The sequence below is a fragment of the Yoonia maricola genome, assembly GCF_002797915.1.
GTDB classification, from domain to species: domain Bacteria; phylum Pseudomonadota; class Alphaproteobacteria; order Rhodobacterales; family Rhodobacteraceae; genus Yoonia; species Yoonia maricola.
On record NZ_PGTY01000001.1, the window covers coordinates 307,398 to 331,018 of the forward strand.

Annotated in this window: 27 protein-coding genes; 10 read left to right on the plus strand and 17 right to left on the minus strand. The window is 55.7% G+C overall.

Annotated features, from left to right (window positions below; all coding sequences use genetic code 11):
* Nucleotides 1-13: 13 nt before the first annotated feature.
* Both BC777_RS01580 and BC777_RS01585 read left to right on the plus strand, forming a co-directional pair.
* Nucleotides 14-301 (plus strand): hypothetical protein, encoded by a 288-nt coding sequence (locus BC777_RS01580; RefSeq protein WP_100366414.1) that lies wholly within the window; start codon nucleotides 14-16, stop codon nucleotides 299-301.
* 110 nt (nucleotides 302-411) lie between these two features.
* The gene (locus BC777_RS01585; RefSeq protein WP_100366415.1) at nucleotides 412-621 is read left to right on the plus strand and encodes a DUF1127 domain-containing protein; all 210 of its coding nucleotides are present in this window, start codon (nucleotides 412-414) and stop codon (nucleotides 619-621) included.
* On the opposite strand, the gene BC777_RS01590 is transcribed toward BC777_RS01585, so the two are convergent.
* Together BC777_RS01590 and BC777_RS01595 are read right to left on the minus strand one after the other, a co-directional pair.
* Nucleotides 612-1,550 carry a phosphoadenosine phosphosulfate reductase gene (locus BC777_RS01590; protein ID WP_100366416.1) on the minus strand — a complete coding sequence of 313 codons (939 nt, stop codon included), beginning with the start codon at nucleotides 1,548-1,550 and terminating at the stop codon, nucleotides 612-614. The two genes, BC777_RS01585 and BC777_RS01590, sit on opposite strands and share 10 nt — an antisense overlap.
* Before the next feature lie 106 nt (nucleotides 1,551-1,656).
* On the minus strand, nucleotides 1,657-2,880 hold the full coding sequence (locus tag BC777_RS01595) for an acyl-CoA dehydrogenase (protein WP_245834117.1): 1,224 nt from the start codon (nucleotides 2,878-2,880) through the stop codon (nucleotides 1,657-1,659).
* A gap of 148 nt (nucleotides 2,881-3,028) precedes the next feature.
* On the opposite strand from BC777_RS01595, the gene BC777_RS01600 reads away from it, so the two are divergent.
* Nucleotides 3,029-4,003, plus strand: coding sequence for an XdhC family protein (locus BC777_RS01600; protein ID WP_100366418.1), 975 nt, complete (start codon nucleotides 3,029-3,031; stop codon nucleotides 4,001-4,003).
* Nucleotides 4,004-4,079: 76 nt separating this feature from the next.
* Here BC777_RS01600 and infC read toward each other — a convergent pair whose 3' ends face one another.
* Nucleotides 4,080-4,634, minus strand: coding sequence for a translation initiation factor IF-3 (infC, locus tag BC777_RS01605; protein ID WP_311135471.1), 555 nt, complete (start codon nucleotides 4,632-4,634; stop codon nucleotides 4,080-4,082).
* A 190-nt stretch (nucleotides 4,635-4,824) separates the two neighbouring features.
* On the opposite strand from infC, the gene BC777_RS01610 reads away from it, so the two are divergent.
* The gene (locus tag BC777_RS01610) at nucleotides 4,825-5,445 is read left to right on the plus strand and encodes a hypothetical protein (RefSeq protein WP_100366420.1); all 621 of its coding nucleotides are present in this window, start codon (nucleotides 4,825-4,827) and stop codon (nucleotides 5,443-5,445) included.
* A gap of 72 nt (nucleotides 5,446-5,517) precedes the next feature.
* On the opposite strand, the gene BC777_RS01615 is transcribed toward BC777_RS01610, so the two are convergent.
* Genes BC777_RS01615 through cysG form a run of 6 tightly spaced genes read right to left on the minus strand, consistent with a single transcriptional unit; the run spans nucleotide 5,518 to nucleotide 10,914 of the window.
* Nucleotides 5,518-6,375 (minus strand): ferredoxin--NADP reductase, encoded by an 858-nt coding sequence (locus tag BC777_RS01615; RefSeq protein ID WP_100366421.1) that lies wholly within the window; start codon nucleotides 6,373-6,375, stop codon nucleotides 5,518-5,520.
* Between the two features lie 59 nt (nucleotides 6,376-6,434).
* The gene (locus BC777_RS01620; RefSeq protein ID WP_100366422.1) at nucleotides 6,435-6,845 is read right to left on the minus strand and encodes a DUF934 domain-containing protein; all 411 of its coding nucleotides are present in this window, start codon (nucleotides 6,843-6,845) and stop codon (nucleotides 6,435-6,437) included.
* A complete protein-coding gene (locus tag BC777_RS01625) occupies nucleotides 6,842-7,561 on the minus strand; it encodes a phosphoadenylyl-sulfate reductase (protein WP_100366423.1) in 720 nt (239 codons plus the stop codon). Before BC777_RS01625 ends, BC777_RS01620 begins: the two co-directional genes overlap by 4 nt.
* On the minus strand, nucleotides 7,551-9,221 hold the full coding sequence (locus BC777_RS01630) for a nitrite/sulfite reductase (protein ID WP_100366424.1): 1,671 nt from the start codon (nucleotides 9,219-9,221) through the stop codon (nucleotides 7,551-7,553). Before BC777_RS01630 ends, BC777_RS01625 begins: the two co-directional genes overlap by 11 nt.
* On the minus strand, nucleotides 9,221-9,523 hold the full coding sequence (locus tag BC777_RS01635) for a DUF2849 domain-containing protein (protein WP_100366425.1): 303 nt from the start codon (nucleotides 9,521-9,523) through the stop codon (nucleotides 9,221-9,223). The genes BC777_RS01630 and BC777_RS01635 overlap by 1 nt, the downstream gene beginning before the upstream one ends.
* Nucleotides 9,523-10,914: a siroheme synthase CysG gene (gene cysG / locus BC777_RS01640; protein ID WP_100367955.1), complete on the minus strand. Its 1,392-nt coding sequence runs from the start codon at nucleotides 10,912-10,914 to the stop codon at nucleotides 9,523-9,525. The genes BC777_RS01635 and cysG overlap by 1 nt, the downstream gene beginning before the upstream one ends.
* Nucleotides 10,915-11,051: 137 nt before the next feature.
* On the opposite strand from cysG, the gene BC777_RS01645 reads away from it, so the two are divergent.
* The 3 genes from BC777_RS01645 (at nucleotide 11,052) to BC777_RS01655 (ending at nucleotide 12,788) form a co-directional block, all read left to right on the plus strand.
* Nucleotides 11,052-11,513: an Lrp/AsnC family transcriptional regulator gene (locus BC777_RS01645; protein ID WP_100366426.1), complete on the plus strand. Its 462-nt coding sequence runs from the start codon at nucleotides 11,052-11,054 to the stop codon at nucleotides 11,511-11,513.
* Between the two features lie 114 nt (nucleotides 11,514-11,627).
* Nucleotides 11,628-11,975, plus strand: coding sequence for a hypothetical protein (locus tag BC777_RS19190; protein WP_133122501.1), 348 nt, complete (start codon nucleotides 11,628-11,630; stop codon nucleotides 11,973-11,975).
* Nucleotides 11,976-11,987: 12 nt separating this feature from the next.
* A complete protein-coding gene (locus tag BC777_RS01655; protein WP_100366428.1) occupies nucleotides 11,988-12,788 on the plus strand; it encodes a DUF2145 domain-containing protein in 801 nt (266 codons plus the stop codon).
* On the opposite strand, the gene BC777_RS01660 is transcribed toward BC777_RS01655, so the two are convergent.
* Nucleotides 12,785-13,948, minus strand: coding sequence for a cytochrome P450 (locus BC777_RS01660; protein WP_100366429.1), 1,164 nt, complete (start codon nucleotides 13,946-13,948; stop codon nucleotides 12,785-12,787). The two genes, BC777_RS01655 and BC777_RS01660, sit on opposite strands and share 4 nt — an antisense overlap.
* Before the next feature lie 211 nt (nucleotides 13,949-14,159).
* On the opposite strand from BC777_RS01660, the gene BC777_RS01665 reads away from it, so the two are divergent.
* Nucleotides 14,160-14,984 (plus strand): cobalamin B12-binding domain-containing protein, encoded by an 825-nt coding sequence (locus BC777_RS01665; RefSeq protein ID WP_100366430.1) that lies wholly within the window; start codon nucleotides 14,160-14,162, stop codon nucleotides 14,982-14,984.
* 9 nt (nucleotides 14,985-14,993) lie between these two features.
* On the opposite strand, the gene tpiA is transcribed toward BC777_RS01665, so the two are convergent.
* The 7 genes from tpiA to BC777_RS01700 all read right to left on the minus strand — a co-directional run bounded on the left by tpiA (nucleotide 14,994) and on the right by BC777_RS01700 (nucleotide 19,581).
* Nucleotides 14,994-15,725, minus strand: coding sequence for a triose-phosphate isomerase (gene tpiA / locus BC777_RS01670; RefSeq protein WP_100366431.1), 732 nt, complete (start codon nucleotides 15,723-15,725; stop codon nucleotides 14,994-14,996).
* Nucleotides 15,726-15,734: 9 nt separating this feature from the next.
* Complete coding sequence (locus tag BC777_RS01675) at nucleotides 15,735-16,034, minus strand: TfoX/Sxy family protein (RefSeq protein ID WP_100366432.1); 300 nt, start codon at nucleotides 16,032-16,034, stop codon at nucleotides 15,735-15,737.
* Complete coding sequence (locus BC777_RS01680) at nucleotides 16,034-16,396, minus strand: HesB/IscA family protein (RefSeq protein WP_100366433.1); 363 nt, start codon at nucleotides 16,394-16,396, stop codon at nucleotides 16,034-16,036. Before BC777_RS01680 ends, BC777_RS01675 begins: the two co-directional genes overlap by 1 nt.
* A gap of 45 nt (nucleotides 16,397-16,441) precedes the next feature.
* Complete coding sequence (locus BC777_RS01685) at nucleotides 16,442-17,143, minus strand: DUF3307 domain-containing protein (protein ID WP_100366434.1); 702 nt, start codon at nucleotides 17,141-17,143, stop codon at nucleotides 16,442-16,444.
* Between the two features lie 10 nt (nucleotides 17,144-17,153).
* Entirely contained in the window at nucleotides 17,154-17,795 is a 642-nt protein-coding gene (locus tag BC777_RS01690; RefSeq protein WP_100366435.1) for a hypothetical protein, read from the minus strand.
* Nucleotides 17,796-17,932: 137 nt separating this feature from the next.
* Complete coding sequence (locus BC777_RS01695; protein WP_100366436.1) at nucleotides 17,933-19,135, minus strand: glycerophosphodiester phosphodiesterase family protein; 1,203 nt, start codon at nucleotides 19,133-19,135, stop codon at nucleotides 17,933-17,935.
* An 83-nt stretch (nucleotides 19,136-19,218) separates the two neighbouring features.
* On the minus strand, nucleotides 19,219-19,581 hold the full coding sequence (locus BC777_RS01700) for an SUF system Fe-S cluster assembly protein (RefSeq protein ID WP_100366437.1): 363 nt from the start codon (nucleotides 19,579-19,581) through the stop codon (nucleotides 19,219-19,221).
* Between the two features lie 183 nt (nucleotides 19,582-19,764).
* Between BC777_RS01700 and tgt the strand changes: the two genes are divergently transcribed.
* Nucleotides 19,765-20,898, plus strand: a complete 1,134-nt coding sequence (tgt, locus tag BC777_RS01705; RefSeq protein WP_100366438.1) for a tRNA guanosine(34) transglycosylase Tgt — start codon at nucleotides 19,765-19,767, stop codon at nucleotides 20,896-20,898.
* 265 nt (nucleotides 20,899-21,163) lie between these two features.
* The gene (gene lon, locus BC777_RS01710) at nucleotides 21,164-23,569 is read left to right on the plus strand and encodes an endopeptidase La (protein ID WP_100366439.1); all 2,406 of its coding nucleotides are present in this window, start codon (nucleotides 21,164-21,166) and stop codon (nucleotides 23,567-23,569) included.
* Nucleotides 23,570-23,621: the final 52 nt, after the last annotated feature.

The following is a 23,621-nucleotide window of genomic DNA, read 5'->3' on the forward strand; positions in this document are numbered from 1 at the left end:
GGAGTAACATCACATGCTGGGATTTTTAATCGCTGCTGCCGCTGGTTTTTTGACACCACAGCTTGAAGGGCCAGTGGCAGGGCCGATTGCGAAAGCGCTTGAGGGGTATTTCCCCATTGCCGCGCATGAACGCCGCGTGATCGCTTTCATGGTGGCCTTACTTGCCGCAGCCATTCTGGCAGCCGCTTTTGACAGCGGGTCGGTCTTTGGGATCATTATCGGCGCAATCCTGGGGTATTTTGGTAAGCGCATCTTTGATGTGCTAAAAAAGGCGATCGACGGCAAGCGCGACGCAAGCTGACCTAGGCCATGCATTTGCTGCATCGCGGCAATGCAGCATTGGTGGTTTTCGTTACGGGTCGGGTGGTTAAATCTTGGGTCAGTAAACCGAAAACTGACAGGACCGCCAAAATGGCCTTTTACACTGATACTATTGATTTTACCGCCAGGCCTGCGTTTAGCAACGCTATCCGGGGCTTTTTTACCCGCATCATCGCAGCACAAAACCGATCCATTGATGTGGAGCGGATGCAAGACCTCAGCGACGCTGAACTCGCGCAGATGGGCCTGACACGCGATGGGATCGTGCGCCACGTATACCGCGACATCTATTACGTGTGAATGTCCTGGGTGGGGCTCAGTTCTTCATACTTGTCGACGAAGAACGCCTTATGGCCCCGCTTGATCATATATGCGCAGATAATGCGCGCCAAACGCGGGTGGCCGGTGATAATAAGCCGTCGCACCAGTGCCCGCACATAGGTCGGATCATAGCGCCGCGCGCGCAAAAGCTGTAGGAACCGACGCCGATCCAGCGTGCCGTCCATCGCCAGCTTGATCAAGACGTCATGGATACCCATCCGGTCAAAGGCCTGATCCAGATCATCCCCCAAAAGCGGGCAGGGTAAGGCTGTTACATGCGACTTGCGGAACAAAGCTGCATGGCAGGCATCAAGCCGCTCAATCGGATCAAAGGCGATAAAGACCCGGTTTGCTCCATCAATCATCTCTGGCGCATAGCCATAGCGGTCATTGAAGTTCGTCTTGCGCATCGGTTTGAACCGTCCATCCCAACCGGCCATTTGCGCATCAAGCGTGGCTTGCGGACGCAAAGCGATGACGGTCGCTCCAGGTGCCACGACAGAGTAAGCGGCAGCAGCATAAGACGCGCCATCACCGCCGCCATGAAAGATAATCCGTTCAAAGTTGTCAAAAAAACCTTCATCAACCATGCGGTCAAAGAAGTCATAGACATACTGATCGCGAAACCAGCTTTGCTTGAACGAAAACAATGCCAAATGAGACCAACCATCGTGGCGCGCATAGGGAAAACCGCGCGGCTCGGCGTCGATGTTGTTCTCACGCACCGATTGGACGTTCTCGAAGGTCACCAAAAGCGCGTTGCCTGCCTCAAGAAACCCCGCACAGTGTTCCCGCCCAAGCTGTTCAAAAAAACCGTAGTCTTCGCAAACGTCATCAACCTTGGCCAGCCAGGCATTAGCGCCAAGATCCCTGAAGTTCGCATCAATGGCGAGTTGCCGGTCTTCCATACTCTGTACTCCAAGGCCAAAGATATCTTGGCCATGTCCGAGGGAATACATAACTTTTGAGGCAGTAACGAGGCACGAATGCCGTGTTCAATGTTGCCGATATACTCTAAAAGAAGGCTTGAAGCCCTGTTTGTGCACGCCCAAGGATCAATGCATGCACGTCATGCGTGCCTTCATAGGTATTCACCGTCTCAAGGTTGATCATATGGCGCATGATCTGGAAATCTTCGCTGATTCCATTGCCACCATGCATGTCGCGTGAGCTGCGTGCGATCTCAAGCGCTTTGCCACAGTTATTCCGCTTCATAAGACTGATCATTTCAGGCGCTGCTTTGCCCTGCTCCATCAGGCGACCCAGTTGCAGGGCTGATTGTGTGCCAAGCGCAATTTCAGTTTGCATATCCGCCAGTTTCTTTTGGAAAAGCTGGGTTTGGGCCAAAGGCTTGCCGAATTGCTTGCGATCCAATCCATATTGCCGGGCGGCGTGCCAACAGGCCTCTGCCGCACCCATCACCCCCCAACAAATGCCATAGCGTGCGCGGTTCAAGCACCCAAATGGGCCTTTCAACCCCTGCACATCCGGCAAAAGGGCATCCTCAGACACGGTGACATTGTCCATCACAATTTCACCCGTCACGGATGCGCGCAGGCTCAGCTTGCCGCCAACCTTGGGCGCGGAAAGCCCCTGCGCGCCCTTGTCGAGGATAAAGCCACGAATCTTGCCATCATGCGCGTCTGACTTGGCCCAGATGATAAATACATCCGCAATGGGCGCATTGCTGATCCACATCTTTGATCCGTTGATCACATAGCCATCGGCGGTCTTCTTGGCCGTCGTTTTCATTCCCGCAGGGTCACTACCGGCATCAGGTTCTGTCAGGCCAAAGCAGCCGATCAGCGTACCAGCCGCTAGTCCGGGCAGGTACTTTGCGCGCTGGGCCTCACTGCCATAGGCATGGATGGGATACATCACCAAGGACGATTGCACAGACATCATTGAGCGATAACCACTGTCCACCCGCTCAATTTCGCGGGCGACAAGGCCGTAGGTGACATAGCCTGCGCCCAGCCCGCCGTATTCTTCGGGAATGGTCAGGCCTAACAGGCCCGCAGCACCCATCTGCGCAAAAATGCCCGGATCAACGGTTTCTTCGCGGTAGGCATCAGTGACGCGGGGCTGCAAGACCTCTTGTGCAAAGGTATTGGCGGCATCACGCAGCATCCGTTCATCCTCGGAAAGCTGGTCCTCTAACCGCAAAGGATCGGCCCAATCGAACGGCCCTAAATCCGGGCCAAAACCAGTTGCTGTGATCGGTGTCGGTGCGTTCACGGTGCTTACTCCCATGCTTTGTATTCGAAACTAGGCCTTCTGCCGCATAGGGGCAATGGATGGCACATGAAATGCGTGACTTACGACTACGGTGCAAGCCGCAAAAAGATATGCTAGATTTAATTTATTCACAGCAAGATGCCTTACCATGACAGATAACATCACTGACCTTCCGCAACTGGCCCTTGATTGGCATCGCGCGGGGCGCGGTGTTGCAATTGCAACCGTGGTCGCAACCTGGGGGTCCGCCCCGCGCCCTGTTGGCAGTCAGCTCGTGATTGATGCTGACGGTGCGATGGAAGGCTCTGTTTCGGGGGGATGCGTTGAAGGTGCGGTCGTGACCGACGCGATTGATGCCATTACCGCAGGGGAACAACGCTTGTTGAGCTTCGGCGTGAGTGATGATGAAGCTTTCGCCGTGGGTCTTGCTTGTGGGGGTGAGATCAAAGTGCTGATCGAACCCGTAGGCTCGGTCATGCCGGTCGAAATTCTGGAACGGCTGACGGACGCGCGCAGCCAGTCGGAACCTGTCGTCTATGTGACGGATATCGAGAAGAGCCAGCCGCGTTTGCACCCGGCGGCGGCCTACCCGGACCGACAGCGGTCCGATACATCCGGGATCGAGGCGGATGGGCGCACCTTCGTGGCCGTTCATAATCCACCTTTGCGCATGATCATCGTGGGTGCCGTGCATATCGCGCAGCACTTGGTGGGGATGGCGCGAGCCTGCGGATACAAGCCTATTCTGGTCGATCCGCGCCCCGCCTTTGGGTCACAAGCACGCTTTCCCGGCGAAGCGATACAGGATGATTGGCCGGACGCCGCCTTGCGCGCGCTGAAGATTGATGCGCGCACAGCGGTTGTCACTCTGACGCATGATCCCAAGTTGGACGATCCCGCGATAGTTACAGCCTTGGAATCGGAAGCTTTCTATCTGGGCTGTCTGGGGTCCACGCGCACCCATGCAAAAAGGGTGATACGGCTGAAAGAAGTTGGGTTCACCGATGACGAAATTGGGCGCATCCACGCGCCGGTGGGGCTGGATATTGGGGGGCGGCAGCCCGCCGAGATTGCGGTGAGCATCATGGCTGAAGTCACACAGACACTCCGCAAGACCATCTAAGAGGTCTCGCAGAGAGTGAAATTAAAAGGCCTTCACACGTGTGAAGGCCTTTGCATTTTCGAAAAAAGGGTAGTGCCTACTTCGGCAGTGGCCCAATCAGCATCACCATCTGGCGACCTTCCATCTTGGGGAAGTTTTCCACCTTGCCGGCCTCTTTGGTGTCTTCCGCGACACGTTCAAGCAGCTCACGGCCCAATTGCTGGTGCGCCATCTCACGCCCACGGAAGCGCAGTGTGATCTTTACCTTGTCGCCATTTTCCAGAAACTTGAACACGTTGCGCATTTTCACATCGTAATCATGGTTGTCCGTGTTGGGGCGGAACTTCACCTCTTTGATTTCAATGATCTTTTGCTTCTTGCGCGCTTCGGCTTCTTTCTTCTGCGTCTCGTATTTGAACTTGCCATAGTCCATGATCTTGCAGACCGGCGGGTTGGCATTTGGTGAGATTTCCACCAGATCAAGCCCGGCATCATCTGCCATCACCATCGCGCGTTCAGGTGTCACAACACCGACGTTTTCGCCTTCTGCGCCAATCAGGCGGATTTCCGAAGCCCGGATACGATCGTTGATCCGTGGGCCTGTGTCACGTTGTGGTGGCGCGTTATGAGGTCTGCGTCCTATGGTCTTTATCCTTTGGTTGTTCCATCTTCGTGACCGTCAAACTAAACACCCCCAAGGGCGGCTTCAACCCGCAAAAGATGCGGTTTATCGTTGATTTTGCTTCAGCGATTGCGCTTTCCCTTTGATGGGGCTTCTGACATATCCGCTGGCAAGGTCCGATGGGGGCCCAAATACGAAGATTTGGAAAAGGAGATGACCCATGCGTGCAATACTCATTCTTGCCATCGTGGCGATTGTTGGGTTTTTTGGCTATCAATATGCGGCCGAAGGACGTGGTCCTAGTGAAGCTGTCGGCGTTCTGACCGGCGCAACCCAAGAGGCAGAGCGTGCTGCTGCTGAAGCGGCTGCAGAAGCTGCCGCGGCTGAAGAAGCTGCCGCCGAAGCCGCCGCCGCCGCCGAAGCACAGGCTGCAGAAGAAGCCGCCGCCGCTGAAGCTGCTGCCGAGGAAGCCACTGCTGCTGCTGCCGCCGCCGAGGCTGAAGCTGCAGCACAAGCTGCTGAAGAGGCTGCAGCGCAAGCCGCTGCTGAAGCAGAAGCTGCTGCCGCCGCTGCCGCTGAGGAAGCCGCAGCCGCAGCCGAAGAGGCAGTTGAAGATGCGACCGCCGAGGTCGCAGAGGCCGGCGAAGACCTGATGTCGATGGCAGGGGAATTGCTGACTGTGGAGGGTTTTGACGCCGACAAGGTCACCCAGTTGGTGGAAGGTTCTGATCTGTCCGATGACATGAAATCGTTGATGACGACGGCAGTTGATACAGCGAAAGACAATCCGCTGTTGCTTGAGCCAGTGCTCGCCAACATCCGAGAAGCGCTCGGCCTCTAGGCGATTATAAAACAAAAGCAAAAGGGCCACATCGCAAGCGCAATGTGGCCCTTTTTTGATCTGTGACTAGCGTTAGTCCAGAAACGCCTTTTCAACCACATAGTGTTGTGGCTTAGAGTTCGCGCCTTCGACCAGCCCGTATTCCTCAAACATCTCTTTCAGTTCAAGATTGAAAGCCAAATTCCCACAAATCATCGCCCGGTCAGTTTCCGGCGACAGCGGCGGCACATCAAGATCGGCAAATGCTTCACCCGACCGCATCAGATCCGTGATACGCCCCATCTTGGGGCTCTCTTCGCGTGTGGTCGTAGGATAGTATTTGATCTTTTTCCAAAACCCTTCGCCAATCACCTCGTTCAGTAACTCATCTTCTTTGAGCCCCTCAATCAGGTCGCGCCCATAGGTCAATTCGCCCACTTCGCGGCAGGTATGGGTGATGATCACCTCATCATAGTCTTCATAAGTCTGCGGTTCGCGCAGAAGCGAGGCAAAGGGGGCAAAGCCCGTGCCGGTGGCAAAAAACCAGATGCGTTTGCCAGGTAACAAAGCGTCATGCACCAGCGTGCCAACGGGTTTGGGGCGCAGGATCAGTTCATCACCCGGTTTGATATGTTGCAGTTTGGATGTCAGTGGACCGTCCTGCACCTTGATCGAGTAAAACTCCAACTCCTCATCCCAAGACGGGGATGCGATCGAATAGGCGCGCAACAGTGGCTTTTGCTTGCTGGTCTTCGGATCAGGATCACCCATCAATCCAATCATCACGAACTCACCAGAGCGGAAGCGCAAGGACGCAGGCCGTGTCACCCGAAAGGAAAACAAGCGGTCGGTATAATGTTTCACATCCGTCACTGTCTGCGCGTCAGGCAGGGTCGGGACAGCTTTGGCGGTATCTGTGGTCACGGGTTTTTGCTCTGTCATATCATTCATGGCGCATCCATAGGCTGCGCCCTCCGTCTAATCATTGATCTCTGTCAGGGAAAGGGGTGTTAGCCGCGCAAATGCGCTTGATAATTGTGGTTTTGCCAATCTGCGCGGAACCGCCATTGTTCTTCTGGCTGGCGTGCCGCCAAGGCATCATTGATTTCCACCTCGTCAAAGCCAGACCGGCGCGCCATTGCATATTGATCTGCCAGCACATGGCCTTTGGCGCGCAACCGGCCCTTGAAGCCCGCACGGCGTAGCATCGCCGCCAGCGTGAACCCGCGCCCATCCGCAGATGACGGAAAATCAATACGGATCATCGCTGCGTTATCAAGTCCAACCAACGCCTCTGGCGCCGTATCCGATGGCAGATCGACGCCATAGTCGCAGTCATTTGCCGCAACTTCATCCAAAGCCACAAACCCGCAGGCAAAGTCATCTGCGGCAAAGCCCTTATCCGTTACAATCACGCTCATGCTGCTTGTCCTTTTCGTGTCGCGCCATTCTTGTCGAAGTGAATGCCGCACTCGGTTTTTTCTGTTCCACGCCAACGTCCTGCGCGCTGATCTTCATGATCGCTGACGCGTGTTGTGCAGGGCATGCAGCCAACAGATGGATACCCTTGCGCCACTAACGGATGCCGCGGCAGATCATGTTCTGTCATGTAATCCCGCAGATCCTGCGCGGACCACTTTACCAACGGATTGATCTTGATCTTGCGACCATCTTTTTCAAAGAGCGGTAGATCAGTACGCTTGCCACCCTGGAACTGCTTGCGCCCGGTGATCCAGCCGTCAAAATCTGCCAATGCTTGCGCCAAAGGCCGTGTCTTGCGCAGATCGCAGCAGGCGTCAGTGTCGGCCTGATGCAACAGCCCATCCACGTCTTCGGTCAGCACTGCGTTCCGGTCGGGCGACATAACACGCACATCGGTCAGCCCCAGCGCCTTTGCGACCTCGCGTTGATAGGTCAGCGTTTCGGGAAACAACATTTCAGTGTCGAGAAAGATCACCGGCGTTGCTGTGTCAATCTGTGCTATCATGTGCAACAGCACAACGCTTTCGGCACCAAAAGAGGATACCAAGGCGATTTGTCCCACCTCCACATCATTCAACGCGTGACGCAGCACAGTTTGTGCGTCAGATTTGCGGTGCAGGATATTGCGGCGTTCGGCCAGTTCCTTAAGCGGCATTGGCTTTGTCCTCGCTTGGATAAAGAATCGCCTTGAACGGTTCCATCCCCAGACGGCGATAGGCTTGCAAGAAGGTTTCATCCGCATCGCTGCGCAGACCCAAGTAACCCGTCACCAGACGCTCAATTGCCGGGACAATCTCATCCGCGCTAAAGCCGGGGCCTGCGCGTTCGCCGATGGTTGTCGTCTCGGTGCCGTCACCGCCCAGCGTGATCTGGTAGTTTTCCACGCCAGCCCGGTCCAGCCCGAGGATACCGATGTGCCCAACATGGTGATGCCCACAGGCGTTGATGCAGCCCGATATTTTGATCTTCAGCTGACCAATCTCATGTTCGATCTTCAGCTCGTCAAACCGCGTCGCGATTTCTTGCGCGATCGGGATTGAGCGTGCTGTCGCCAGCGCGCAGTAATCCATACCGGGGCAAGCGATAATATCAGAGGCCAAACCGATGTTTGCGGTCGCCAGATCAGCCTCACGCAACGCGGCATAAACCTTTGCGAGGTCCGCTTTGTGCACATGCGGCAGGATCACGTTCTGTTCATGGCTGATGCGCAATTCACCATGCCCATATTGTTCGGCCAGATCGGCCATGACGCGCATCTGGTCAGAGGTCGCATCACCGGGCGTTGCGCCGTGTTTTTTGATGCTGATGGACACGATGGCATAACCATCCGCTTTATGGTCGGAAAGGTTCGTATCAGTCCAAGACCGAAACGCGGGGTTGGCAAGACGTGCTGCCTCATATCCGCCTGTTGACTTGCTCTCAAATGCTGGTGGGGCGAAGGCTGCTTCGATCTCTTCCAACAGCGCTTGATCGTGTCCAGAAAACCCGGCACGGATCGCGGCAAAGCGATCCTCGACCAGGTCCTGAATTTTCTCCAATCCGTTCTCATGAACGGTGATTTTGATGCGTGCTTTGTACTTATTATCGCGACGACCCAGTAGGTTGTAGACGCTCACAATCGCCTCGCAATAGGGTAACAGATCCGCCTTGGGCAGGAAGGCCCGCAGCACTTTGCCCACCATCGGGGTGCGGCCAAGGCCACCGCCAACGATGACTTCGAAACCGGGCTCGTCCGTGTCATTCCGTACCATACGCAGGCCAATGTCATGCGCCTTCGTCACAGCGCGGTCGTGTTCCGCACCTGTCACGGCGATCTTGAACTTGCGTGGCAGGAATTGGAATTCAGGGTGGTCTGTGGACCACTGGCGCAAGAGTTCAGCGACAGGGCGGGGGTCTTCGATTTCGTCAGCAGCAGCACCGGCGAAATGGTCAGCCGTCACGTTGCGGATCGTGTTACCTGACGTCTGGATCGCGTGCATACCGACATCGGCCAGTGCCTCTAGCATATCAGGCACATCCTGCAACTTAGGCCAGTTGTACTGGATGTTCTGCCGCGTGGTGAAGTGGCCATAGCCCTTGTCCCAACGATCCGCGATATAGGCCAGCTGCCGCATCTGCGCTGGGTTCAACGTGCCGTAAGGCACTGCCACCCGCAGCATATAGGCGTGCAGTTGCAGATAGAGGCCATTCATCAGGCGCAGCGGCTTGAATTCATCCTCGGTCAAAGAGCCATCAATGCGGCGCTCCACTTGCCCACGGAATTGGGCAACACGGGAACGGACGAAAGCTTCGTCGAAGTCGTTGTAAGTGTACATTATGAAAGCTCCACTTGCTTGCCATGGGCATAGTTGGATGGACCGCGTGTGCGGAATTCTTCGCGGAAATGTGTGGGTTCCGGGCCATTCTCGCCAGATTTGGCATCGGCCAGATAGGCGCCTGCGATCTCATCAACGCGCGCCTGTGCTTCCAGCAGTCGCAGGTCCGCGTGCGCCTCATCTGTCAGCAACTCGGCCTCGCGTATGTCGCGGGTCCACGCGTTGTTTTCAGTCAGCCAAACAGCGTCGCCTTCCAGCAGCGCATTTGCGGTGACGACTTTTGGGGTGAAGGTCCGGGGCATTATGCAAACTCCTTGAGTTGGCGGGCATTGGCGGCCGCATCGCGGGGGGCGAGACCGTAAAAGGTGATCGCCGGACCTTTGAGGTCGGCTTGGGTGAGGGTAGGCTCAAGTTCGGCCAGCGTCGTTGCGATGATCTGCTGATCGGCGCGGCTGACGTTCTCAATAATCGTCACAGGGGTCGCGGGATCTGCGCCATGCATCAGCAGGCGGCCTTGGATAAAGCGGGCTGATTTTTTACCCATGTAGATCGCCGCAACCTCACCGGGTTGGGCCAGCGCCTTCCAATCGTGGTCAGCATAGCCTTTGGTGTCGTGCCCGGTGATCAGACGCACCGAAGAATTGCGATGCCGCTTTGTCAGGCTTTGCCCGATGCCCGCCACTGCGGCAGAGGCAGCCGTGATGCCGGGGATGATGGTGTAAGGGATGTTATGGGCCTCGATCGCTTCGATCTCTTCATCCAGACGGCCAAAGACGGTTGGATCGCCCGCTTTCAAGCGGACCACATGGTGCCCGTCCAGCGCATGTTGCACGATCAACGCGTCGATATCTGATTGGGCCGTGGATTTACCAAAACCCTCTTTCCCCGCATCAATGATGATCGCTTCGCGGCGGGCCAGTTCGAGGATTTCACCCGTGACCAAACGATCGTGGATCACGACATCGGCCTTATCAAGCGCGTTGCGCGCCTTGAGTGTCAGCAGTTCCGGGTCGCCGGGGCCTGCGCCAACCAGATCAACCGAACCAGCCTTGGCCGTTTGCATGATGTGGGCGTCGAGGTGCTGTTCTAGGGCAGGGATAACACCGGCCTCGCCATTATCGGCCAAAGCTTTTGGACCGGTACCAAAGTAGAAGGAAGACCAGAAATCGCGGCGCTTGCGGCCCATCGGCAGAACCTCGACGGCATGCCGGAAGGTTTTGCCAATGCGTGCGAGGATGCCAAGCGAGGTTGGCAAGCGTGCTTCCAGGTCAGCCTTGATCGCACGGGCAAGAACAGGGGCGGCGCCTTCGGTGCCGATGGCCACCGTCACAGGATCACGGTCTACGATGGCGGGGGTGATGAATTGGCTGTCGGCGAGGTTGTCGACGATGTTGACGAGCGCACCTTCGGCGTGGGCGATGGCGGCAACGCGGGCATCTTCGGCGTCATCTTCGTTGGCGGCGTAAAAGAGGGCTGCACAGAGTGCATCGCCCGGTTCCATCGCGCGTGCGATGATCCGCAGCTTACCTTGATCGGCCCATTTGCGGATGTCTTCTGCGATCTCATCTGCGATCACGGTGATATGCGCTTCGGTCTTCATCAGCAGGCGTAGCTTGGCCATGGCGGCATCGCCGCCGCCCGACAAAACGATGCGGCGGCCTTCGACGGCAAGAAAGATGGGAAAGTGCTTCATGGGTTCGCCTTCAGATTTCTTAGGTTCAATATAGAACAATGTTCTGATATTTGCCTCCCCAGCGGCACTGATAAGGACGGATGTTCTTCCGCGCGCTGAGTTAGGACCACCTGTCCTGCAAAATCGGAGAAATGAGAATGTCGGTACGTATAGACGCCACAGACCGGAAAATTTTGGCGGCGATGCAAGCGGATGCAGCGCAATCATTGGACGAAATCGCCAAATCCGTGGGGTCTTCGAAGACACCCGTTTGGAATCGCATTCGCAAGATGCGTGAGGCAGGGATCATTGGGCAGCAGACGGTTTTGCTAGATGCAGAGGCGCTGGGGTTTGAGGCCTGCTTCTTTGTTCTGATCCGCACGTCGGAACATGATGCGGACTGGCAGCGGCGGTTCCTCAAGGCACTCAAGGTGCGGCCTGAGGTGCAAGAGGCGCACCGTCTGGCAGGGGATATCGACTATATCCTGAAGGTCAGGGTGCAGAACGCGCGGGCCTATGACACGTTTTATCAGGCGCTGATTTCGGAAGTTAAGGTGCACAATGTAACGGCACTTTTGTCGATGGAAGAGATCAAATCGACGGTGGCATTGCCGCTATAGGCGGAATTCATACTGGTTTTCCATACCTAATTGAACGAAGTTCACAAATCTTGTTGACGGGTAACTCTGGTCTCGTTAAATAAATGAACAGTGTTCAAAATATGGAGTTCAGTTATGCCTAAGACTAAATGCATACTTACAATCGCCACACTCTCACTCGCTGCCGCCTGTGCGGCACCGAGTGTACAACACACTGCCCAGTCCGCCGATCACAGCGCGCAGGCGGCCAGCCATGGTGCAAGCGCTGTCGCATCCGGTGCTGCCACCGTTTCGGCGGTGCCAGTTGTTGCAACAGGCGCGGTGCTGTCCATAACGGGCGCTGCGATTGAAAGCGTGGGGGACGTATCTGTCGATGCTGGCACCCAAGTCTTGGAAACGGGGCTTGGTGCCGCAGAACCACGTTGCGCTGCCACTCTTACATCAACTTGTGTGGTGCCCAATGGCCCACCGCAGCTGGATTAGAGGGGAACGATCATGACACGTATCCTGACAGTCGCCCTTTTTTTGGTGGTTACACTCTTTCCCATCGCGTCCTTTGCAGGCAGCAGTGCCGCAAGTAACCCGATCTTGCCCGCAAATGAGGTCGCCAGCTTTGCCAACAAAGTCCAACGCGATCTGGCGGCCCGTGGCGCAAATGTTGCGATTGTGTCGCGGGTGGGGCGTGACCCTTCGGTTCTGCCGGATGGGATCAATTACACCCATGTCGCATTCTGGGTCTATGCACGGATTACCAAGGCCGATGGCAGCACGGGGATGGGCTACCGCGTCTACAACCTTTATCAGCGCGACGGAGATCTGACCCAAAGCGATCTGGTGCAGGACACGCCGGGTGACTTTTTTGCCGGTGCGCATAGTCTGGATGCAGGGATCATCATTCCTGATCCGCGGTTGCAGCGTAAGATTTTGGATGTCATTGCCAGCCCGACCTATGCCGCCCTGCACAACGCGCGCTACTCGGTCCTTGCCAATCCGCGTTCAGGCCAGTTTCAGAACTGTACCGAGCATACGTTGGACGTGGTGATGGCGGCACTCTATGACACCAGCGATCCGGCGCAGATCAAAGCGAATATCGCGGCGCATTTCACCCCACAGCCCATCCGTTTGAATGGCATGCAACGCCTGCTGGCGCCTGCGGCATCTGCGGCACTGACGACGGCTGATCACGGATCAAACGTCGGCACGGCAACATTTGGGTCTATCGCCCGTTTCATGGAGGCAAACGATCTGGACGATGAAATATATCGCATTACGCCAACACAGGTTGTCCGCTTCTAGAGTGAGACCATCAGCCGTTCTAACCCGTGAAAATGATAAACGTCGCCATAGTGCGGTGCCCCGGCCAGTTTCAGGCCGGGGCACATTGCAAACAGAACCTCAAGCGCGATTTGCAACTCCAGCCGGGCCAGCGGTGCGCCGACGCAAAAGTGGATGCCGCCGCCAAAGCTGGAGTTTTGTGGTCCTTTGCGGGCTGGATCGAAAACATGCGGCTTGTCATAGGCCAGCGGATCGCGGTTGGCGGCCCCCAGCAAACAAGCAATCTGATCACCGCGTTTGAAGTGATGATGTCCTAATGTCACGTCTTCATAGACCCACCTGGTGAACATGTGTAAAGGGGGGTCATAGCGGATGATCTCTTCGACGGCCGCTTCGGTAATGTCTGTGATCTGATGCTCCAACAACGTCTTGGTCCCATTGCCCAACGTGTGCACTGTTGCTTCATGTCCGGCGTTGAGCAGCAGGATACAGGTCGTGATCAACTCATCTTCGCTGAGCTTTTCGCCGTCTGCTTCTGCTGCAATCAGGGTTGAGATCAGATCATCGGTCGGCGTTTTGCGCCGCTGCGCGATGTAGCTGCGCATGAAAGCCACAAAATCAGTAGTGGCGGCAATCGCGTCTGCCTCGATCTGCGGCGTCCGCCGCGCCTGATACATCGCCACCATCGCGTTGGACCAGCGGACCAGATCATCGGCGCGATCCTCTGGGACACCCAGCAGACGCGCAATGATGATGACCGGAATGGGTTGGGCGTAAGAGGTCAGCAAATCAAAGGGCGCGCTTGGGAACTGATCAATCAGATTATGGCAAAGTGCGCGGATTTCCGGGGCAAGGGCTGCAATGGTGCGGCTGGTAAAGGCGCGCAAGACAAGCGCGCGCAAACGCGTATGGCGGGGTGGTTCCAACTCTAGCATTGAATGCGCTTCAACTTGATAGAACGGGGCCAGATGCGCAGGAATATCCGGGGCCAATTCGGCCGGGCACTCGCGCCCCATCCGCCGGTCACGCAACACGGCATGCACCATTTTATGCGATACTGCGCAGGCCATGCCGTAATCATCCCACCAGATAAAGTCCCCGGTGTGTCGTGCAGTGTCATAGAACGGGTAGGGATCCTGAACAAAGGTCGGATCAGTGGGTGATTGGCAGAGCTTTTTCATGCCATCGGTGTGTCTGAGGTGCCTTGAATTTGCAAGCGCACGTATGTTAACAAGGCAATACAATCACAGATTGTTTTGTGTCAGATCGCGCGACATTCTGACACGCATCAAGTGCCTATATTTTATGGTATCAAGTATACAGTTGGATACAAAAATCGTTTCTGATGTAGACGAGGTGACTGGTTCACTAGCCAACGAAGGGAGGGCGTTCATGGCCAAAGTGCCACTGAACGAAGATGCGTTTGATCGCTCTGAGTATCACAAAGCCGACCGGCAATTCCGGTTGGCTGAACAGAAGTTGCCGCAAGACGCGGTCTCTGCGCTCGCGCGTGAAGTTGTCAGGCGTCTTGCTTTCAAAATACCACGTACTGTCAAAACAGACGATCTGCCGGATGCGACAGAGATTGATCTGCTATGTGCTTCCTTGTTGTCGACGAAAGATAATGCGGCAGATCAATTCATTATGGCCGCACGCCGCGATGGTGTGCCGATGGATGCGATTTATCTGGGCTATGTGGCTGGTGCTGCCCGTCGCTTGGGCGAAATGTGGGACGCCGATGAGATATCATTTGTCGATGTGACCTTGGGCTGCGGCAAGCTGTACCGCATTATCCGGGGCCTGCGTCATGTGATTGCACCCGGTATTCTGGCAGAGCGTGACGAATGGCCCGCGATGTTTGCGCTTGTCCCCGGTGAGACTCACACGCTTGGTATTGAAATTGCCACGGATGTATTTCGCCGCGAAGGCTGGGATGTGGATATGATGGTAGGTCTGGACCACGACATGCTGGTCGACCAATCCGACCGACGCAACTACCGGGCGGTCGTTCTGGTGGCCAATTCGGACAATATGATCGAACGGCTGACACGGCTTGTACTTGCCATCCGTATTTCGCATCCGCTAGCGCATTTGGTGGTTGCAGGAAATATCCTTGATCACCATCCAGACATACTGGAACTGGTCGGTGCGGATGCGATGATGAAAGATATTGAAACCGCCGTCAGCACCCTGCGTGATGTGATCGACGGCTCTTGATCTGTTCAGCTATGCACGTTCCAGTGCTGCGATAATCGGTGAAAAATCTGCCGCCGTTAGGCTGGCCCCACCGACAAGCGCCCCATCAACATGTGGCACGGCAAATATGTTGGCCGCATTGCTGCCCTTGACCGACCCGCCATAGAGCAATGAAAACTCGTCGCCGTCCGCGAAACGATCTTGCAGACGCGCGCGCATATGCGCATGGACCTCAGCTATTTGATCTGTTGTGGGCACTTTGCCTGTGCCGATGGCCCAAACGGGTTCGTAAGCGATAACCGTATTCAAGGCGTCTGCGGTATCGGGAACTGATCCGGCCAGTTGCGCATCAATTACATCAAGTGTTGTCCCATCTTCACGTTCGTTCAGGGTTTCGCCTATGCAGATCACAGCAATCAGGCCAGCATCATAGGCCGCTTGCGATTTCGCGGCGACCTGCGCATCGGTTTCGCCATGGTCTGTGCGCCGTTCCGAATGTCCAACCAGGACATAACTTGCACCAACGTCTGCCAGCATTTCAGCACTGATATCGCCGGTATGCGCGCCAGCCTCGTTCGTGTGACAATCCTGACCGCCGATATCAAAGGGGGTGTCTTCGCATGCGCTGATCAGGGTGAAAGGCGGGCAAATCAGAATGGCGATATCAGCGTCGCCATGTTTAGCTTCGAGTGTTTGCAGTTCCGCCAATGTGCTTTGCAGCCCGTTCATTTTCCAGTTTCCGGCAGCGATCTTACGGGGCATGGCAGGTCCTTAGGTCAATGAAGCAATTGTTTGTCTTGCTAATGTGCAGGCCTCTTGGGGATCGTCAAGGGCTGCATCCGGAATGGACCAGTAGGGCATGTTGTGAAATTGGATGGCGCCATCATCTGCGAGTTGGGTAACTGCGTCACCTTTCGCCTTAAGGTACAGTTGGCCGTCACTGCTCATCAACGCAAAAACCGCGCCATCAAGATAAAGGCACATGCCGCCAAACATCTTGCGGGTTGTCACATGGCCAAGGTCAGAGAAAAGATCGGTGGCGAAGGCGATATCTGCGTCCGCCAGTGCCATTAGCTGGCCTGAATATTCTCGTCAAATTTGATCGACTCGCCGCAACCGCAGGCATCGACAACATTGGGGTTGCGGAACTTGAAACCGGATTCGAGCAATGAGACCTCATAGTCAATTTCGGTACCGAACAGGAACATCTGTGCCATCGGAGCAATCATCACCCGCGCACCACCCTGTTCGACGACCTCATCCAGCGGATCAACCTCGGTGACGTAATCCATTGTGTATTCCATACCTGCGCAGCCGCCTTTCTTGACGCCAATGCGCAAGCCCTGATGGCCATCCTTGTCCATCAGCTTGGCGATTTGTGCTGCCGCTTTGTCAGTGATGCTGACCGCTTGTTTGCCTGGAATACCGAACATGTGAAGGCTCCTTTTATTCATATGTAGGGCAGTTGGCGGTCCCGCTCAAGGTGGGGTCGGGGCGATGCCGTAGAATGTGACCAGTGATAGTGTGGCAAAGCTGACCAAAAGCGCCCAACCGAAAGAGGCCAGCGTGCCGATAATCACATACTCACCGGCTTTTTGATCCTTTGAGGCAGTGTCAAAGCGCAGCACTGACTTGGCGGCGATCAGAAAGCCGATCCCACCAGGCTGCCCGGCCATAACCATGAGAAAGATCAAGGCACGTTCCAGCAGGCCGATCATGCGCCCCGCCTCTGGCAGCCCTTGCTGCGGCATCATATCGAAGTCTTGCATGAGCAGGCCAACTGCGGGTCCGCCCGCATGGACGCAAAGGATCAGCCCAGCGCCGATGGCCAGCATATATTGCATCCAATTGCCAGCGTTTGGCCAAAGCAAAGCCAGATCCGGCCAGAACCAGAGAACAGCAGCAATGGTCGCCACATGGGCCAACTGATCGGCAAGATAGGCCCAGAGCGTTTCCGGTGCGAGGTGGGTTTTGATCAGGTCAATCCCAAGATGCAAAACCGCAATTGTCAGTGCGGGGAGGACTTGTCCTTTGAGTGCGATAAGCGTGAGTAGGAACACAACGCCGATATGCGCCGCCATCGCAGCAGGTTTCTTCTTGTTGGCGATGATCCAGCCGTTTTGCAGCGGATAATCTGCCAGCAGATGTGCCAAAAGCAGGGCAAGTGCGGTCGTCAGCATTCACAATAGCCTATTCTGATACGTAGTTATGATGACGCATAGCGTAGAGCGCATTGTCGAAATAGGACAGACCCGCCCCGGAAAGCCGGTTTTGTATTGCTTGCCGGGTCACACCAAGGGTTTTGGCGATATCCTCGTGTCGTATCAGATGCCCCTCAAGATGTATCGCCACGGCCTCTGCCTGTGTGGCGGTCCAGCCTGATGCAATCCATTCGGCCAGATCAAGGATCGCGACTTGCGCGACGCCGATCCCTTGACCGGCAAGCGTAAGCATACGATTGCGTCCCATTTGCCCCAGATTATTGCCCGATACAAAGAAGGCAGGCCCTGTCGCATCAGAAAGATCACGACTGCCCAAACTGTCAACAGGCCCAACCCCGATCGATAGCCGTGTTGCGATCTGCGCTTCGCCCGCCTTGAGCCGGGCTACGAAATACAAGGCCGCATCCAGCAACAACCCCGGCTGCATCAGCACGATTTGCCAGCCATCACCGCGATGCCGGGTAAAACGCAGGTCAAGATCATGCGCCGCACCAAAGGCCTTGGCTGCCTGGTGCAGTATATCAAATGTCTTATCAACTGCGGCGGTGCCTGACTGGCGCGATTTGATCAGATCACCGGTCAGGACAGCGCAAGGTGTGTGTTGGGTCATTAGCAATGAATATCAATTGCTTTCTTATAAAGCAATGAAATATATTTGCTGTATTTAAAAGCAAAGAAATTATGATGCTAGCGGTTTGTGATAAATAGCCCCCCGAAGGCAAAGGTGCCCTTGGGGGACCTGAGGACTTATAGCCCCATGCAGTTGGCATAATAGGTCGTGGTCGCAGGCCAATCCGAAAAGACCCCCTTCACACCAACTTGTTGCGCCAGCACATCAAGTACTTCAAAATAGTCGCCGTCATTGTCGGTCGCATCGGTGATCGATTGGAAATACCAGCCGCCACCACTGGCCAACGGGCCCGAGCGTTCAAGCGTCCATGTGATCATCTGCAAATCAGCGGCTTTGGCCGCATTGGCCAGTGCGGATGGCACGATTTGCCCATCTTCCAGCGTCAGCAGCATCCATGTGGGGGGCGCAATGATGTTGATCCCCATCGCTTTGAGTTCTTCCATGGTGTTGGGCCAGGTCGCGGGGTCCTGAGGGGAATATCCCTCGATGTCATATTCATCCATCAGATAGACGGCCTGCGCGCCGAACTCTGGTTCATTCTCGATCCAATAGAGTACGTCATCCATGTTGAACGACTGTAGCCAGACATCAGAGGCGGGCACACCTGCGGCCTTATATTCATCAACCAGCTTTTGGGCATAGTCTTCTTGGCTAAAGCCGTTGAACGGCATATCGACCGCAGGGGATTTCAGCTCGGGTGTGAATTTGGCACCCAGATCACGGAAAAGTTCAATCGACTGGGCGTGAGTCATCAATGAGGTGTTATTCACGTAAAGGTCGGTGCGCCAGTCAGCAGTGCCGCCCAGATAGGCCTCGGCCGTTGTCGCGGTGGTATCCGCGGCATCCATCTTGGGCGAAAGAGTTTGAAATTCGGCCAGCGTGATGTCGCTGGTTTTGCATTCGGCGCTGGCTTCTGCATCACCAGAGGCAGGGCTGAAAGGCGTGGTGCATTGATCGGCCAAATCGCTGGTCAGAATATCGGTCGTGGTGTGCAGATCGTTCTGGGCATGGCGGCAAACCAATTCGTGATCAGAGGTAAAGGTCACGTCACATTCCAGAATACCCGCGCCCATCTGGGCGGCGGCGACATTGGATTCGACCGTATGTTCCGGAAACATCAGCGGTGCGCCACGATGCCCGATGGAAAAGTCAGAACGGGCAGGTGTTTGTGCCGCGCAAGATTGCAGTTGCGATTTCAGTGGGCTGTCTTCCATCTGCGCAATCAGGAACGCAGGCCGCGGGCCATAGGTCAGTTGGGTCTCAGCAGCAGCCGAAGTAGCTGCAAGGGTCGCAATCATAGTCAGGGAAAGGCGCGTCATGGCAGGCTCCGTGGGTGAATACGAGAGCCGGATACGGTCCCTTTGTAACGGGAAGTTTACGTTTTAGTGACGTTTTGCCGAAGTTACATGAAGCCTAGTTCAAGGCGTGCTTCGTCAGACATCATATCCATGCCCCACTGCGGCTCAAACGTCATTTCCACATCGACCTGTTTGACACCAGGTAGCGGTTCGATCGCGTCCGCGACCCAGCCGGGCATTTCGCCGGCGACAGGGCAGCCAGGCGCGGTTAGGGTCATAATCACGCTTACTGCGTTATCGTCTTTGATATCAATGGTATAGATCAGGCCAAGATCATAGATATTCACCGGGATTTCAGGGTCATAGACCGACTGACATGCCTTGACGACATCATCGTACAAAGGGTGATCTGTCGTTGATGGCGCAATCATCGGCGCGCCTTCAAGCTGAACGTTGCTGTCGGTCATGGCATCGGTCCCTGCAATTCCTGAGCAAACATATAGGGTTTGGGGGCGAAGGCGTAAAGGGGGGGCAGCTTTGGACGATGTAAAAGAGCGATACCCTGCGGCGCGAGCAGTTCGGTCGATACTGTGGGTCTGCAGCCGTCATACCCCCTTCACAATTCGTCCCAATTCCCCCATGAGAGCGCGATGACCAAACGCTTTTCATTCAGCCTGAACGCCACTGACGGCAAAGCCCGTACGGGTGTGATTTCGACCCCGCGGGGGGATATACGCACACCTGCCTTTATGCCCGTCGGTACAGCGGCCACCGTGAAGGCGATGATGCCTGAAAGTGTGGCTGCGACCGGTGCCGATATCCTGCTAGGCAATACCTATCATTTGATGCTCCGCCCTACGGCCGAGCGGATTGATCGTTTGGGCGGGCTGCACAAATTCATGAACTGGGACAAGCCGATCCTGACAGACAGTGGCGGGTTTCAGGTGATGAGCCTCGCTGATCTGCGTAAAATGACTGAGAAGGGTGTGACCTTCAAAAGCCATATTGACGGGTCCCGGCATGAGCTGACGCCGGAACGGTCGATGGACATTCAAAAGCTCTTGGGTTCTGACATTGTGATGTGTTTCGATGAGTGCCCGGCACTGCCTGCCGATCGCAAACGGATCGCGCAAAGCATGGAATTGTCCATGCGCTGGGCGCAACGGTCGCGTGACGCATTTGGAGACAGGCCGGGGCATGCGCTTTTTGGTATTCAGCAAGGTGGTCTGGAAGAGGATTTACGCGCGCAGAGCGCAGAGGCGCTGAAGGCTGTTGAGTTTGACGGATATGCGGTTGGCGGTCTTGCCGTAGGTGAAGGGCAGGAGGCTATGTTCGGCGTGCTTGATTTCGCACCAGATCAGTTGCCTGTCGATAAGCCAAGGTACCTGATGGGTGTGGGTAAGCCCGATGATATTGTTGGCGCCGTCAAACGCGGGATTGATATGATGGATTGCGTGCTGCCCAGCCGTTCTGGGCGAACCGGCCAGCTATTCACCCGGCGCGGGGTGGTGAACATCAAGAATGCACGCCACGCCGATGATCCGCGCCCCCTGGATGCGCAATGCACATGCCCCACTTGCGCCAATTATACACGCGCCTATCTGCACCATGTGTTTCGTGCGCATGAGATGATCTCGGGTATGCTCCTGACATGGCATAACCTGCATTACTTTCAGGAGATCATGCAGGGCATGCGCGATGCAATCGCTGCGGCGCGTTTTGCCGCTTGGGAAACAGAATTTCATGAAACGCGGGCGCTGGGCGATATCGATCCGACGTGCTGATTGGTGGCGGCAGGATTGCCTTCGGCGAAAGTTTGATTGGACGCAGAAAGTCAGGGCGATACGCCCGTGTTTGCGTTTATTTGAGTTGCTTTTTGTGTAATCCAGCCTTGCGACTTTGACCGCGCACAGGCAGTCTGCGCGAAATGGATCGAAATGGTCGGTTGAAACCCGTTTTGTTGGGCCCCACATATTGATCCCAAGAGGAGACGTTCCATGTTGCCGCCAAGCGGGACCGGGGCGTCTTGCCAAAAAAGGAAAAAAGAGCATGCAAGAACCGTTGAGTTCATCCTATCCCGTCCTGCCGCTGCGCGACATTGTGGTGTTTCCGCATATGATCGTGCCGCTGTTCGTGGGCCGTGATAAATCCGTCCGCGCCCTTGAAGAGGTGATGCAGGACGACAAACAAATTCTGCTGTCCAGCCAGGTTGATCCCGGTGAGGATGACCCGAAAGAAGACGGCATTTACCGCGCCGGTGTGCTGGCCAATGTGCTGCAACTGCTGAAACTGCCTGATGGTACCGTAAAGGTGCTGGTCGAAGGCCGTGCGCGTGTAAAGATCACTGATTTTGTCGCCAACGACATCTTTTTCGAGGCGTCTTGCACTTATCTGGCTGAAACCGAAGGCGACCCCGCTGAGATTGAAGCGCTGGTACGCAATGTGTCAGCCGAGTTTGAGCGCTATGCCAAGGTGAAGAAGAACATCCCAGAAGAGGCGATGGCCGCTGTTGGCGATGCGACCGAGCCTGCGAAGCTGGCTGATCTGGTTGCCGGGCATCTGGGGATTGAAGTGGATCAAAAGCAGGGGCTTTTGGAAACCCTGTCTGTGTCTGAGCGTCTTGAGAAGGTGTTCGGCATGATGCAGGGCGAAATGTCCGTGCTGCAGGTCGAAAAGAAGATCAAGACACGCGTCAAATCCCAGATGGAGCGCACCCAGCGCGAGTATTATCTGAATGAGCAGATGAAGGCCATTCAGAAGGAACTCGGCGATGGCGAGGAAGGCCAGAACGAGGTGGACGAGCTTGAGGCGAAGATTGCCGAAACCAAGCTCTCTAAAGAGGCCCGCGAAAAGGTAGATGCCGAGCTGAAGAAGCTCAAAAACATGTCACCTATGTCTGCCGAAGCCACTGTCGTGCGCAACTATATGGACTGGATTTTGGGTGTGCCATGGGGCGTAAAATCGCGCACCAAGAAGGACCTGCACAAAGCGCAGGAGGTGCTGGATAACGATCATTACGGCCTTGAGAAAGTCAAGGAACGGATTGTTGAGTATCTGGCGGTGCAACAGCGATCAAAGAAGCTCAAAGGCCCGATCATGTGTCTGGTAGGTCCTCCGGGCGTGGGTAAAACCTCGCTGGGTAAGTCCGTTGCCAAAGCCACGGGGCGCGAATTTATTCGCATCTCACTGGGTGGTGTACGTGACGAGAGTGAAATCCGCGGTCACCGCCGTACCTACATCGGCTCCATGCCAGGCAAGATCATTCAGGCGCTGAAAAAGGCGAAAACCACAAACCCGCTGATCCTGCTCGATGAAATCGACAAGATGGGGCAGGACTTCCGGGGTGATCCGGCCTCTGCGATGTTGGAAGTGCTTGATCCGGAGCAGAATTCGACCTTCGTCGATCACTATCTGGAGGTGGAATATGACCTCTCGAACGTGATGTTCCTGACCACTGCGAACTCTTACAACATGCCGGGGCCTTTGCTGGACCGGATGGAGATCATTTCGCTCTCTGGTTACACCGAGGATGAAAAGGTCGAGATTGCAAAGCAACACCTGCTGCCCAAGGTCATGAAAAACCACGGGCTGAAGGATAAAGAGTTCTCGGTCGCGGATGATGCGCTGCTGGCGATGGTGCGGGTTTATACTCGTGAGGCTGGCGTGCGGAATATGGAGCGCGAACTGGCGAAGGTGGCACGCAAAGCCGTGACGATGATCGTCAAGAAAGAGGCGGATGTTATTCATGTGACCGCTGGCAATCTGGATGATTTCCTTGGTGTCGAAAAGCATCGCTTTGGTCTGGCCGAGGAGAAGGACCAGGTCGGTGTTGTCACTGGTCTGGCTTGGACATCCGTTGGTGGTGAGCTGTTGAACATCGAAGCGCTGCGCCTGCCGGGCAAAGGCCGGATGAAGACCACCGGTAAGCTGGGTGATGTGATGAAGGAGTCGATTGATGCGGCCTCATCCTACGTCCGCTCTATCGCGCCCGAGATCGGGGTTAAGCCACCAAAGTTCGACAGTATTGATATCCACGTGCACGTGCCCGATGGGGCGACGCCAAAGGACGGACCAAGTGCAGGTCTTGCAATGGTGACATCAATCGTGTCGGTTCTGACGGGGATCCCTGTGCGCAAAGATATCGCCATGACCGGCGAAGTGTCTTTGCGTGGGAACGCAATGCCCATCGGTGGTTTGAAGGAAAAACTGTTAGCTGCCCTTCGCGGTGGGATCACAACCGTGTTAATCCCGCAGGATAACGCCAAGGACTTGCCAGAGATCCCTGATAACGTGAAAGAGGGGCTGACAATCATCCCCGTCACGCATGTGTCCGAGGTTCTGGAGCATGCACTTGTCAGCAAGCCGGAGGCAATCGAGTGGGACGAGGCCGCGGAAGAAGCGGCAGCGGCGGCCCTTAAAGCACAAAGCGGGGGTGAGGGTGCGCGCGCGCACTAACCGTTTGCCGACCTCAGGAGTGAAAGGCGCCTCTTATTGTAAGAGGCGCCTT